Origin of the sequence: Stenotrophomonas maltophilia, assembly GCF_001274595.1 — a bacterium.
Lineage (GTDB): Bacteria > Pseudomonadota > Gammaproteobacteria > Xanthomonadales > Xanthomonadaceae > Stenotrophomonas > Stenotrophomonas forensis.
Genome location: NZ_CP011010.1, coordinates 4,483,179 through 4,495,846, shown reverse-complemented (window position 1 = coordinate 4,495,846; position 12,668 = coordinate 4,483,179). Strand labels below are relative to the sequence as shown.

Annotated in this window: 6 protein-coding genes and 1 tRNA gene; 4 read left to right on the top strand and 3 right to left on the bottom strand. The window is 67.0% G+C overall.

What is annotated here, in order from left to right:
* Window positions 1–120 precede the first annotated feature (120 nt).
* The 3 genes from VN11_RS20435 (at window position 121) to VN11_RS20425 (ending at window position 7,999) form a co-directional block, all read left to right on the top strand.
* The gene (locus VN11_RS20435) at window positions 121–3,480 is read left to right on the top strand and encodes a TIM-barrel domain-containing protein (RefSeq protein ID WP_053451063.1); all 3,360 of its coding nucleotides are present in this window, start codon (window positions 121–123) and stop codon (window positions 3,478–3,480) included.
* A gap of 122 nt (window positions 3,481–3,602) precedes the next feature.
* A complete protein-coding gene (locus VN11_RS20430) occupies window positions 3,603–6,578 on the top strand; it encodes a TonB-dependent receptor (RefSeq protein WP_053451062.1) in 2,976 nt (991 codons plus the stop codon).
* A 65-nt stretch (window positions 6,579–6,643) separates the two neighbouring features.
* Window positions 6,644–7,999 carry a Gfo/Idh/MocA family protein gene (locus VN11_RS20425; protein WP_053451395.1) on the top strand — a complete coding sequence of 452 codons (1,356 nt, stop codon included), beginning with the start codon at window positions 6,644–6,646 and terminating at the stop codon, window positions 7,997–7,999.
* 65 nt (window positions 8,000–8,064) lie between these two features.
* On the opposite strand, the gene VN11_RS20420 is transcribed toward VN11_RS20425, so the two are convergent.
* The 3 genes from VN11_RS20420 to VN11_RS20410 all read right to left on the bottom strand — a co-directional run bounded on the left by VN11_RS20420 (window position 8,065) and on the right by VN11_RS20410 (window position 11,299).
* Entirely contained in the window at window positions 8,065–9,942 is a 1,878-nt protein-coding gene (locus tag VN11_RS20420) for an aspartyl protease family protein (protein WP_053451061.1), read from the bottom strand.
* Window positions 9,943–10,024: 82 nt separating this feature from the next.
* Window positions 10,025–11,152, bottom strand: coding sequence for a helix-turn-helix domain-containing protein (locus tag VN11_RS20415; protein WP_053451060.1), 1,128 nt, complete (start codon window positions 11,150–11,152; stop codon window positions 10,025–10,027).
* Window positions 11,153–11,222: 70 nt separating this feature from the next.
* Window positions 11,223–11,299: transfer RNA gene (locus VN11_RS20410), tRNA-Arg, on the bottom strand.
* A 149-nt stretch (window positions 11,300–11,448) separates the two neighbouring features.
* On the opposite strand from VN11_RS20410, the gene ubiA reads away from it, so the two are divergent.
* Entirely contained in the window at window positions 11,449–12,342 is an 894-nt protein-coding gene (gene ubiA, locus VN11_RS20405) for a 4-hydroxybenzoate octaprenyltransferase (protein WP_053451059.1), read from the top strand.
* Window positions 12,343–12,668: the final 326 nt, after the last annotated feature.

Sequence of the window (12,668 nt, the reverse complement as noted above, 5' to 3'; positions counted from 1 at the left end):
TTTCGTTTCAAAGGAATATATCTTCCTTTTTCCTTTCAATTTGTTGACATCTTTCGAATCGCTGCCCTAGAGTCGGCCCAACCGCTTTCGAAACGCCCGGTGAACGGGTTGGGAGTCCGCGTGGAAAACTGCGTTCGTCGCTCGCCGCTGATGCTGGCCCTGTTGCCGGCGCTGATGCTGGCGTCCCTGCCGGCCCGGGCAGAGCCGGTCGGCAACCTGCGTTCGGTGGCCGCCAGCGACAGCCGCGACGGCGTGCAGGGCTGGGACCTGCAGACCGACAAGGGCGCGCGCATCCGCATCGAACTGCCGGCGACCGACATCATCCGCGTGCAGGCCGGCCGCAATGGCACGCTGACCGGCGCGGGCGACAAGGCCGCGCCGATCGTACTGCCGCAACCGCAGGCGAACGTAAAGGCGCAGCTGGAAGAAGACGCGCAGGAAATCCGCGTGCGTACCGATGCGCTGGTGCTGCATGTGCAGCGGCAGCCGTTGCGCCTGCGCCTGGAGCGCCTGGACAACGGCCAGCCCACCGCGCTGTGGCAGGAACTGCAGCCGCTGGACCTGGATGCCACGCAGAGCGTGCAGGTGCTGTCCTCGCAGGCTGACGAAGGCTACTTCGGTGGTGGCCAGCAGAACGGCCGTTACCAGTTCAAGGGCCGCGAGCTGGAGGTGTCCTATTCCGGTGGCTGGGAAGAGGGCGACCGCCCGAGCCCGGCACCCATGCTGCTCAGCAGCCGCGGCTGGGGCATGCTGCGCAACACCTGGAGCGATGGCAGCTACGACCTGCGCCAGCCCGACCAGGCCACGCTGCTGCATCGCGAAGATCGGTTTGATGCGTACTACTTCGTCGGCGCCGACCTGCCGAAGCTGATCGAACGCTACACCCAGCTGACCGGCCGCCCGAACATGGTCGCGCGCTGGGCGCTGTCCTATGGCGATGCCGATTGCTACAACGACGGCGACAATGCGAAGAAGCCGGGTACCGTGCCCGAGGGCTGGAGCGACGGCCCGACCGGCACCACCCCCGACGTGATCGACAGCGTGGCCAAGCAGTACCGCGCGCACGACATGCCCGGTGGCTGGATCCTGCCCAACGATGGGTATGGCTGCGGTTACAAGCAGTTGCCGGAAACGGTGAAGGGCCTGGCCGGCTACGGCTTCCGCACCGGCCTGTGGACCGAGAACGGCGTCGACAAGATCGCCTGGGAAGTGGGCAAGGCCGGCAGCCGCGTGCAGAAGCTGGACGTGGCCTGGACCGGCAAGGGCTACCAGTTCGCGATGGACGCCAACCGCCAGGCGTTCAACGGCATCCTCGACAATTCCGATTCGCGCCCGTTCCTGTGGACGGTGATGGGCTGGGCCGGCATCCAGCGCTACGCAGTGGCCTGGACCGGCGACCAGAGCAGCAGTTGGGACTACATCCGCTGGCACGTGCCGACCCTGGTCGGTTCGGGCCTGTCCGGCATGGCCTACGCCAGCGGTGACGTCGACGCGATTTTCGGCGGCAGCGCCGAAACCTTCACCCGTGATCTGCAGTGGAAGGCGTTCACCCCGGTGCTGATGGGCATGAGCGGCTGGTCGTCGAACGCGCGCAAGCACCCGTGGTGGTACGACGAGCCCTACCGCAGCATCAACCGCGATTACCTGAAGTTGAAGATGCGCCTGACCCCGTACATGTACGGGCTGGTGCACGAGGCCGCGCAGACCGGCGCGCCGCCGGTGCGTGGCCTGATGTGGGACAACCCGCGCGATCCGCACGCGCAGGATGAAACCTACAAGTACCAGTTCCTGCTCGGCCGCGACCTGCTGGTGGCGCCGGTGTATCGCAGCCAGGCGGCCAGCCGTGGCTGGCGCCGCGACATCCACCTGCCGGCCGGCGGCTGGATCGACTACTGGGATGGCCGTCGCGTGCAGGCCGCTGCCGAGGGACGCCAGCTGGATCGCCAGGTCGACCTGGCCACGCTGCCGGTATTCGTACGTGCCGGTGCGATCCTGCCGATGTACCCGTCGATGCTGTTCGACGGTGAAAAGCCGCTGGATGAGGTGACGTTCGACCTGTACCCGCAGGGTGATTCGCAGTACACGCTGTACGAAGACGATGGCAACACCCGCCGTTACCAGCAAGGCGAGTCGAGCACGCAGGTGATCCGCGTGCAGGCACCGGCGCAGGGTAGTGGCCCGGTGCAGGTGCAGATCGATGCGGTGCAGGGCCAGTACAACGGCCAGCTGGCGCAGCGTCGCTATGGCCTGCGCGTACTCAGTCGGCAGGCGCCGCGTGCGGTGCAGGCCGGCGGCCGCGCGCTGCCTGCATTGGCTGACGCCGCCGCCTTCAACACTGCGGCCGAAGGCTGGTACTTCGATGCCCAGGAGCGCCGCGGCACCCTGCATGTGCGTACCGCCGCGCAGGACATCCGCCAGCCGCTGCAGTTGCAGCTGGACTTTGCGGTGGCCGCTGCCGTGGCCGATGATGCCTACCCCGCCGCGCCCGTGCTCGGCCGCGAACTGCCGGCCGACAGCCTGCTGGTGGTCAACCGCCCGGCCGAAGAGCCCGGCCATGCGCTGGAAAACGCCTTCGACGACGATCCCGGCACCTGGTTCCGCAGCGTGCGCAACCAGGCGGTGCGCACCGGGGCACACGAGTGGGTGATCGGCTTTGGCGAGCGCAGGATGATCGATGGCATCGACATCGCCCCGCGCAACGACAAGAACTGGAAGCACGGCCAGGTGCGCGATTACGAGGTGTACCTGGGCGACAGCAATGGCGAGTGGGGCGAGCCGATTGCCCGTGGCCGCCTGCAGCTGAAGGAAGGCGTGCAGCGCATCGACTTCCCGGCGCATGCCGGCCGCCTGCTGCGGTTCCGCGTGCTGAGCGTGCAGAACCCGGAGGGCGACGGCGCCAGCAGCACCGACCCGATGGTCACCGCAGCGCAGGGCAGTGCCCGCGCCTTCGATGCGCTGCAGCCGCGCGACGTCGGCCCGATCGCGCTGTCCACCTTCCACATCCTTGAGCACCAGGAACCGGAGCGACCGGCCCGGCAGCGCTATCTCTCCGAGCTGCCGGTGCCGGCCGCGCTGGCCAGCCAGGTGCGCGCCGACCAGTCGTTCCGTGGCGATGCCGGCATGCGCATGAACGGCCTGCAGTTCCGCCGTGGCCTGGGCGTGGCCGCCAACAGCCGCATCGACCTGCGCCTGCAGGGCGGCTGGCGCCTGCTGCGCGCCGACCTCGGCATCGACGACGCGTGCCGCACTGCCGGTGGCCTGCAGTTCCAGGTCTGGGGCGACAACCGCCTGCTGTACGACAGCGGCCTGGTGAAGGCGCCCGGCGTGGTCAAGCCGGAGCTGGACATCCGTGGCCTTTCCACCCTGAGCCTGCGCACGCTGGGTGCGCAGGGCAGCCAACCCGCCCAGGTCTGTGCCAACTGGGCCAACGCCGTGCTGATCGGCCAGGAGGGCGACTCCGCCAGCATCGTCGCCCCATGACCCCCTCGTAACACCGCTCCTCCCCCCGCCCATACCGACTACGGCCCTGCTGGCCGTGGCCCGGGAGCGTTTTGCCCGCCGATCCACCATTCGCGCCGCACCCCTGCCAGGAGAGAACCCCGATGTTGCCCGCACGCCACCACCGCCCCCCCTGTCGCTCGATCGCTCCGCTGACGCTGGCCATTGCCGGCGTGCTGCTCTCGGTCGCCGTTCCTGCCGTTGCACAAGAGAGCAAGGACAAGGCCACCGACCTGGCCCGCATCGAGGTGACCGGCTCCAACATCCGCCGCACCGACGTTGAAACCGCCTCGCCGGTGCAGGTGATCAGCAAGCAGGACATCCAGAACATGGGTGCGCGCACGCTGCTGCAGGTGCTGGACAACCTGCCGGCGGCTCGCCCGGCACAGCAGGACGCGCGTTCGCTGTTCACCGGTTCCGACGGTGCTTCGCAGGCCAACCTGCGCGGGCTGGGTGCACAGGGCACGCTGGTGCTGCTGAACGGTCGTCGCCTTTCGTACTACGGTGCACCGGCCGGCTTCCAGACCCAATTCGTCAACATCGATGCGATTCCGGCCGCGGCCATCGAGCGCATGGAAGTGCTGACCGACGGCGCCTCGGCGGTGTACGGCACCGACGCGGTGGCCGGCGTGATCAACGTGATCACCAAGCGCAACTTCCAGGGTGCCGAAGTCAGCTTCACCAACGACACCTCCTCGCGCATCGACTCCTACGGCGAACGCCAGGCCAGCATCACCGCCGGCTTCGGCGACCTGGCCGAGAACCGCTTCAACATCTACGGCGCGGTGAACATGTACCGCCGCGACGCGATTCCACTGAGCGACTTCTACGACAAGCGGCCCGACCAGTACTACGTCAACAACCCGAACTACCTCAACAACCTGCGCCTGGGCGTGGGCAGCAAGCCGGGCGAGTTCAACCCGGGCAGCTACTTCGCGTTTGATCCGGTCACCGGCCGCCGCGTGCAGGAGGCGGCACCGGGCTGCAAGAACGTGCTGACCAGTGAAGCGGCCGGCCCGCGTTGCGTCTGGGAAACCTGGATGAACAACGAGATCGATGCCGGCGCCAAGTCCGAGCGCAACACCGCCTACCTCAACGGCACCTTCCTGGTGGGCGACAGCACCGAGATCTTCGCCGAGGCGACCTACACCGACATCGACCTGCGCGCCAACGGTGGCACCCCGCGCACCTACGGCACCACCACCGGCAACCCGACCAGCTGGTTCTCGCGCAATACCGGCAACAACGTCAATCAGTTCCTGTATCCGTTCCTGGGCCCGAACAACGAGTACAACCACGCCAGCCCGGAAATGAAGGCGATGATGGGCGGCGTGGTCGGCCTGCAGTACCTGCTGCAGGATGCCGGCGCCAACTACTTCGGCCAGCGCAACACCGACAAGAGCTACCGTGTGCTGGCCGGCGCGCGCGGCAACGTGGGCGACTGGAACTGGGAGACCGCGTTCGCCAGCGCCGGTACCCACTCCACCACCTACCAGACCATCAACGTCAACACCAAGGGCTTCGAGAAGGCCTTCGGCCCGTACACGATCGATCCGGGCACCGGCCGCGTGATCATTTCCGATCATCCGGCCTACAAGTTCGGCGAGATCAGCGAAGCCAACGCCGCGCTGATCCGTGAAGCCTTCCCGACCTTCGACATCCAGTCGTGGACGCGCCTGCATACCCTGGACGGCAAGATCGAAGGACCGCTGTTCCAGCTGCCGGCCGGCGAGATGCGTGCAGCGTTCGGCTTCAACGCCAGCCGCGAAACCTTCTACACCCCGGGCAACGCCGATGCGGCCAACGGCCTGATCACCCAGCAGGGCGGCTCGTGGTTCGACGGCAAGCGCAATACCTATGCGCTGTTCGCCGAGACCGTGGCGCCGATCACCGACAAGCTGGAGCTGGATGCGGCGGTGCGCGTGGACAAGTACCCGAACTTCAGTGCCAACATCGCACCGAAGATCGGCTTCAAGTACCAGGCCTTCGACCAGCTGATGCTGCGCGGTACCTACTCCACCGGCTTCCGCGCACCGAGCCTGGCCGAGTCCGGCAACGGCGGCGTGTTCGCACAGCTGGGCGGCTTCCGCGACGAGCTGCGCTGCAACGAGACCAACGCCATCGCCAACCTGCTGCTGAAGTCGCAGCGGCCGGGCGATGTCGACCTCGGCAAGACCCTGCTGAACGTCGATTGCAACCGTACCGTGGCGCGCATGACCCAGCCGAACAAGGACCTGAAGCCGGAGAAGGCGAAGATCGCCACCCTTGGCTTCGTCTACGAGCCGGCGAGCTGGCTGTCGGTGTCGGCCGACTACTGGTTCATCTACCGCAACAACGAGATCGTTGCGCCGGACTACCGCCGCATGGAAGACATCATCTCGATGTCGCGCTCGCCGATCACCGACAGCGACCGGGCCAACCTGGCGCAGCTGGCGGCGATGTGCGCCGATCCGGCCAGCGGCGTGAGCTGCCCGGCGAACCTGCCGGGCTACTCGGCGGGCAACGTGGCCAGCGTGGTCGGCCAGTACAAGAACCGTGGCAAGACCCTGATCGACGGCTTCGACATCGATGCGCGCAGCCGCTTCTCGCTGGGTGACTGGGGCAACCTGAACATCGGCCTGGCCGCCACCATCGCCAACCGCAACCGCTTCTACATGGACGCGGAGAACGGCTGGTACTACGGCGATGTGGTGGGTTACTACAACAACCCGCGCCTGCGTGCCACGCTCAATGCCGACTGGACCTACAAGCAGGTCACCACCAGCATGTTCGTCAACTATGTGGGCGGCACCAAGTGGGCCACCGACCAGGTCGATGAAGTGAGCAACAACAAGGAAACCTGCACCGGCGGTTACCTGGCACTGCAGAAGAGCAAGTGTGACGGTGCACCGTCGTGGTGGACCGCCAACATGAGCGTCACCTGGCGCCCGGATGATGCCTGGAACCTGAGCTTCACCGTCAAGAACCTGTTCAACCGCCTGCCGTTCTACGACCCGAACAGCTTCCTGGGTGACTCCAGTGACTACGCGACCATCTTCGGTCGTGGTTACAGTGTGACCATCGGCTACCGGTTCAAGTAATTCCGTTTGCGTGACCTGGCGTGCCGGCTGCGGCCGGCACGCTGCCTAGAGGAGAGATGTTTGCCATGAAGCGTAGGGAATTCATCGCGGCCAGCGCCGCTGTCGCCGCCAGCAGCCTGCTGCCGCAGACCCCGGCATGGGCACGCGGGCGCAAGGTGCGCCTGGCCATGATCGGTACCGGCATGCGTGGCCTGGTGCTGCTGAAGGAACTGGTGCGCCGCGACGATGTCGAAGTGGTCGCGCTGTGCGACATCGAGCCGATCATGCTCGGCCGCGCCGTGGACATGGTCAGCAAGGCCGGCAAGCCGGCGCCCAAGACCTATGGCCAGGACCGTGACACCAACGCCTGGAAGCGCCTGCTGGAACAGAAGGGCATCGATGGCGTGATCATCGCCACGCCGTGGGAATACCACGCACCGATGGCGATTGCCGCGATGCAGGCCGGCGTGGCCGTGGGCTGCGAAGTGGTGGCCGGCATCACCCTGCAGGACCACTGGGACGTGCTGAAGACCCAGCTGAGCACCGGCACCCCGTACATGCTGCTGGAGAACGTCTGCTACCGCCGTGACGTGATGGCCGCACTGCAGATGGTGCGCCAGGGCCTGTTCGGCGAGCTGGTGCATCTGCAGGCCGGCTACCAGCACGACCTGCGCGGCGTGAAGTTCAACTCCGGCGATCCGAACCAGCCGTACGACAGCGGCGTGGAGTTCGGCCCCAAGGGCTGGAGCGAAGCGCGCTGGCGCACCGAGCATTCGGTGGAGCGCAACGGTGAGCTGTATCCCAGCCACGGCATCGGCCCGTGCGCGATGTACACCGGCATCAACCGCGGCAACCGCTTCACCCACATCAATGCGTTCGCGACCAAGGCGCGCGGCCTGCACGAATACACCGTGGCCAAGAGTGGCGGCACCACCCATCCCAGCACCAGGGTCAAGTTCAAGCTGGGCGACATCGTGACCACCACGCTGGCCTGCGAGAACGGCGAAACCATCCTGCTGCAGCACGACACCTCGCTGCCGCGCCCGTACTCGATGGGCTTCCGCGTGCAGGGCACCAAGGGCCTGTGGATGGATGTCAACCATTCGATCCACATCGAAGGCCGCAGCCCGCCGCACCAGTGGGAAGAGTTCAAGAAGTACCAGGACGAGTACGAGCATCCGCTGTGGAAGCAGAACGCGGACACCGCCGCCAGCGCCGGCCACGGTGGCATGGACTGGTTCGTCATCCATGCCTTCGTGGAAGCGCTGAAGGCCAAGGCGCCGATGCCGATCGACATCTACGACGCGGTGACCTGGAGTGCGATCACGCCGTTGAGCGAGCAGTCGATCGCCAACAGTTTCCAGACGCTGGAGTTCCCGGACTTCACTGCCGGCGCGTGGAAGCAGCGCAAGCCGATCTTCGCGTTCGACGCCAAGTACTGAGTTCTGCCCCTTCCATGCGGTCACAGCAACGCCGGGCATTGCCCGGCGTTGCTGTTTTTCCTGCCTCACTGCGCAGGCCAGCGCTCTGCTACCCGATCGGCCAGCACCAGCCGGGTATCCATCTGCCGGCCATCGCGCAGATAACGGACGCCCACGCCGGTTCCCACCGGGCGCTCGCGCAGCTGCGCGCGCCAGTCGCCCAGCTTCCGCGTGGCCACCGGCTCGCCATCGACCATGACAATGCGGTCATCCCTTCGCAGCCCGGCGCGCGCCCCGGCGCTGGTTGGTGCCACATCGGCCACACGCAGTGCAGCGTCCTCGGCCTGTAGCCACAACCCGCTGCGATCGAAGGCATCGGGCTGCGTGCTTTCAGCGTTGGGCACCAGATAAAGGCGCTTGGCATCGTAGTCGATGCCCATGGAGAAGCGCCGCAGCACGCCGCCACCGAGAATCGCGCCATAGTCGGCCAGGGCGAGCGCACCCTTGTCCGTGCTGGACAGATCACCGACCAGGCCATTGACCTCGACACTGCCCATGCGCAGCACACCCAGCCGTGCTGGTCGCGCGCGCCCCGGGCCACCGAGGCCCCAGCCAAGCACTGCTTCCTCGCTGGCGTGGTACTTCTCCAGCAGCCCACGCGTGCGCACGAACGGGCTGCTCAGGCTCAGCGAATTGCGTGACCCGGTGTCCAGCCACAGACGCAGCGGGATACCGTCCAGCTCGCCATTCAGTACCGGTGCGCGATCGTCCTGTTCGAACGGCAGCATCACGGCGTTGGCGGGCGGCTGGTAGTGGCCCGGCCGGGTGAAGCTGAGCACGCGCGCGCCATAGTCGAAGGTGGTGACAAAGCGCAGGAAGGTCTCATAGCCGATGAAGCCATCGTGTGGCACGCCCATCGAGTTGATCTGCTGGCCGAGGTCGATGATGTGGAACACCGGGTTTGCAAGGTGCGCGCCACCGATGCGCAGGTGGCGGGCCTGTGCCAGGCCCAGGTCGCTGGCGTTGTCGCCGGCACCATGCACGCTCAGGCGGCCCGCTGTGGTCAGGCCCAGGCGCTTGGCCGCCGTAGGGGTCAGCAGGTTGATGGCGCCGGTGTCGACCAGGAAGCGCGCCGGCTGGCCATCCACCTCGGCCTCGATATAGACATGGTTGTTGATCAGGTCGAACGGAACGCGGGTGGTGCCGCTGGCATCCTCGATGTAGCTGTCGGCGGCCATCGCCGGTGGCGCATACCGGGCGTCCGGCATCGGGCTGTTCACCCGATAGCGCTGCACCCGCACGTCGCTGCGCAATCGTGGATCGGCACGGCCCTGGGCATCGAGGGTGTCGGTGATGATGCGGTGGGGCAACATCAGACCTTCCACGGCCCGGTAGTCTTCCAGCGTGGTGGCGGTGGGTGTGCGCGCGGAGGCAATGACCACCCGGCCGAGCAGGCCAGTGCGGGTGTCGAACCAGAGCTCGATCGGGTCCGCTCCCTCCGGCGTGGTTGACAGCACGTCATAGCGCTGTCCGTTGTGAATCCCGCCACGCGGGCCTGCAAAGCGTGAGGCCGGGTAGGCGCTGGACCAGTAGCCGCGGGTGGTCAGCCAGGACTGCGTGCGCGCGGTGCGGCGTGGCACGGTGCCATCCAGCAGGCCGACTTCGCCGCCGTAGTCGCGCCGCCAGGACAGGCGCCCATCAAACCCCTGCGCGACGATGAAGTCCCCCAGCTGCGCCTGTTCGACATAGCGCCCGGCGCGCAGATCCTGGTTGAGCTCCCACCGCCCATGCAGACCACCCAGCGACTGCTCGCCCTCAGCCTGCAGGTGCTGTGTAGCCTGCCAGCGCTCGCCGCCACTGGCTGCGCGGGCCCTGGCCAGCACATCGGCAGCATTCACCGCTGCGGCGTGTAAAGGAACCGCCAGCATCCACAGCAGGCCACACAGCATCCGTCGCAAACGCATCGCTTCACCTCCTTCATTGGGTCAGAAGGTGATGGCAGCGCAGGGACGGGAGATATTCGACCGGGCGTGAAGGATTGGACGTTCAGTCGGACGTGGTGCGACGGCGCCGGTACTCGCTGGGCGTCTGCCCGGTGGCGCGCTTGAACGCGCTGTTGAAGGTGGACTTGCTGCCGAAGCCGGCAGCAAGGCCGATGTCCAGCACGCTGCGGAGGTCGGACGGATCGGACAGGCACGTTCTCGCTGCAGCCACACGGAAGCCGGTCACGAACTCGGAAAAATTCTGGCCCAGGCCCTGGTTGAGGGCCTGCGAGACCTGGTTGGATGACCAGCCGCTGCGCTGGCTGAGGGACTGGAGATCCAGTCCGGGCGCTTCATGCAGGCGTTCGTCCTGCATCAATGCGGTCAGCGCGCTGGCAATGGCCGCGCACTGCGTTGCATCGATGCCCGAGCGTTCGTAGCGTGCGCGGGGCGTGTCCTCGGTGGATGCGGGCATGTCCATCAGGACGGGTGCCGAAGTGACCACACGTGCACGCAGCTGCTGGCGTACGACCTGGCACGCCAGCAGGTACATACCTGCCGTGGTTAACAGGCTGAGCCCGATACTGGCCAGAAGCGGAGCGGCGTCCGGCGGCCACCGGTTCATCGCGCTGGCCAGCCAGCAGCCCGCCATCACGATTGCCAGCCCGCGTAGTCCGCTGCGTTGGATGGCAGTTCCGCGCGGAGCCGAAGGCGTGCGCAGTGACAGCCACAGCGTGGCCAGCAGGTAGGGCGTGCCCTGCAGCAGCCAGCCATGGAAGCTGAGCTGGAACAGCACCTTGCCCAGCAGCGAGGCTTCGAAAGGCGCAGCAGCATTCAACAGGGAAATGACGAACGCGAGCATGGCCGGCAGCAGATGCGCGAGCGGCAGCAACGAAGTGTGGTCCGGCGCAGGGGACAGCAGCGCACGTGCATGGCGGTACAGCAGCGGACCCAGCAGAAAGACCAGTGGCACCTCGATGACCCGCAGCCAGCGCACGGCGTCGGCCGACAGCCAGGCCTGGCCACCCAGCAGCACCAGTCCGAACAGGTTGGCGGCGGCGAAACAGGCGAAGAAGGTGGTGAGCAGGTGGCTGCCATGCCGGGCGCGGCCGAAGCTCACTCCGGTGGACAAGGCGGCCAGGCCGAGAATCGCGGCGCCTGCCGCCAGCTGCAGCAGATCCGATGGCGTCATGCCTGCAGTGTTGATGAAGCACGCAGCAACGTCCAGCACCGGGAGCGGTGTGCAGGCAACAAGGGGAAGATGGCGCGCCCGGAGGGATTCGAACCCCCGACCAATGGCTTCGGAAGCCACTACTCTATCCGGCTGAGCTACGGGCGCGTTGTAGAACCGCCGCGCCGTCGGCCAATGCCGGGGCGGGCATCGCAGCGCCATGAAGCGGTGCGGGACCGGCATTCTATCCAGTTTCGCCGAACAAATCTCCCCCCACGGGCAAAGCCCTGCCAGAGGGGCAGGAGTATCCTATCGGCATGGCTGATACCCCCCTCACTTCGCCGCAGTCGCCGGCGACGCCGCGTTGGCGGCATTACTGGAGTCTGATGCGCGCTGATCGTCCGATCGGCACGCTGCTACTGCTGTGGCCCACCTGGTGGGCGCTGTGGCTGGCCGCCGGCGGCCTGCCGCCGTTGTGGACGCTGTTCGTGTTCACCGCGGGCGTGTGGCTGACCCGCTCGGCCGGTTGCGTCATCAACGACTACGCCGACCGCTGGCTCGACCCGCATGTGGAACGCACCAAGGCGCGTCCGCTGGCCACCGGCGCGATCAGTGGCCGCGCTGCGCTGGTGTTGTTCGCGGTGCTGATGCTGGTGGCGTTCGGCCTGGTGCTGACCCTGAACGGCCTGACCATCGGCCTGAGCTTCATCGGCGTGTTCCTGGCCGCCAGCTACCCCTACCTGAAGCGCTATACCCATCTGCCGCAGGTCTACCTGGGCATGTCGTTCGGCTGGGGCATCCCGATGGCATTCGCCGCCGTACAGGGCGAGGTGCCGATGCTGGGCTGGCTGCTGTACGCCGGCAACATCCTGTGGTCCACCGCCTACGACACCTGGTACGCCATGGTCGACCGCGAGGACGACCTGAAGATGGGCTCGCACTCCACCGCAATCCTGTTCGGTGATCTCGACCTGGTCATCCAGGGCGTGCTGTATGCGCTGTTCCTGGCCACGATGGCGCTGGTCGGCGTGCGCGGCGGGCTGGGCGGGTACTACCTGGCCGGCGTGGCCGTGGCCACCGTGCTGGTGGTGTACGAGTTCTGGATCTGCCGCAACCGCGAACGCGGCCCGTGCTTCAAGGCGTTCCTGCACAACAACTGGGTGGGCGCGGCGCTGTTTGCCGGCATCGCCGTGGACCTGGCGCTGCGCTGACGCCAGGGCTGGGTAGAGCCGGCCGCTGGCCGGCTGCACACGTGAGCGATCCCCAGGTTGCCGGCCAGCGGCCGGCACGACCAGCCTCCGCCACCTACGACAATTCCTGGGTTTGGTAGAGCCGGCCGCTGGCCGGCTGCACACGTGTGCGATCGCGAGGTTGCCGGCCAGCGGCCGGCACGACCAGCCTCCGCCACCTACGACAATTCCTGGGTTTGGTAGAGCCGGCCGCTGGCCGGCTGCACACGTGCACGATCCCGAAGTTGCCGGCCAGCGGCCGGCACGACCAGCCTCCCGCCTACGACCAATAGGTGGCTGACAGCCCG

Coding starts and splice junctions, on each gene's coding strand:
- VN11_RS20430 (WP_053451062.1), top strand. CDS start 3,603: ATGTTGCCCGCACGCCACCACCGCCCCCCCTGTCGCTCGATCGCTCCG.
- VN11_RS20425 (WP_053451395.1), top strand. CDS start 6,644: ATGAAGCGTAGGGAATTCATCGCGGCCAGCGCCGCTGTCGCCGCCAGC.
- VN11_RS20420 (WP_053451061.1), bottom strand. CDS start 9,942: ATGCGTTTGCGACGGATGCTGTGTGGCCTGCTGTGGATGCTGGCGGTT.
- VN11_RS20415 (WP_053451060.1), bottom strand. CDS start 11,152: ATGACGCCATCGGATCTGCTGCAGCTGGCGGCAGGCGCCGCGATTCTC.
- ubiA (WP_053451059.1), top strand. CDS start 11,449: ATGGCTGATACCCCCCTCACTTCGCCGCAGTCGCCGGCGACGCCGCGT.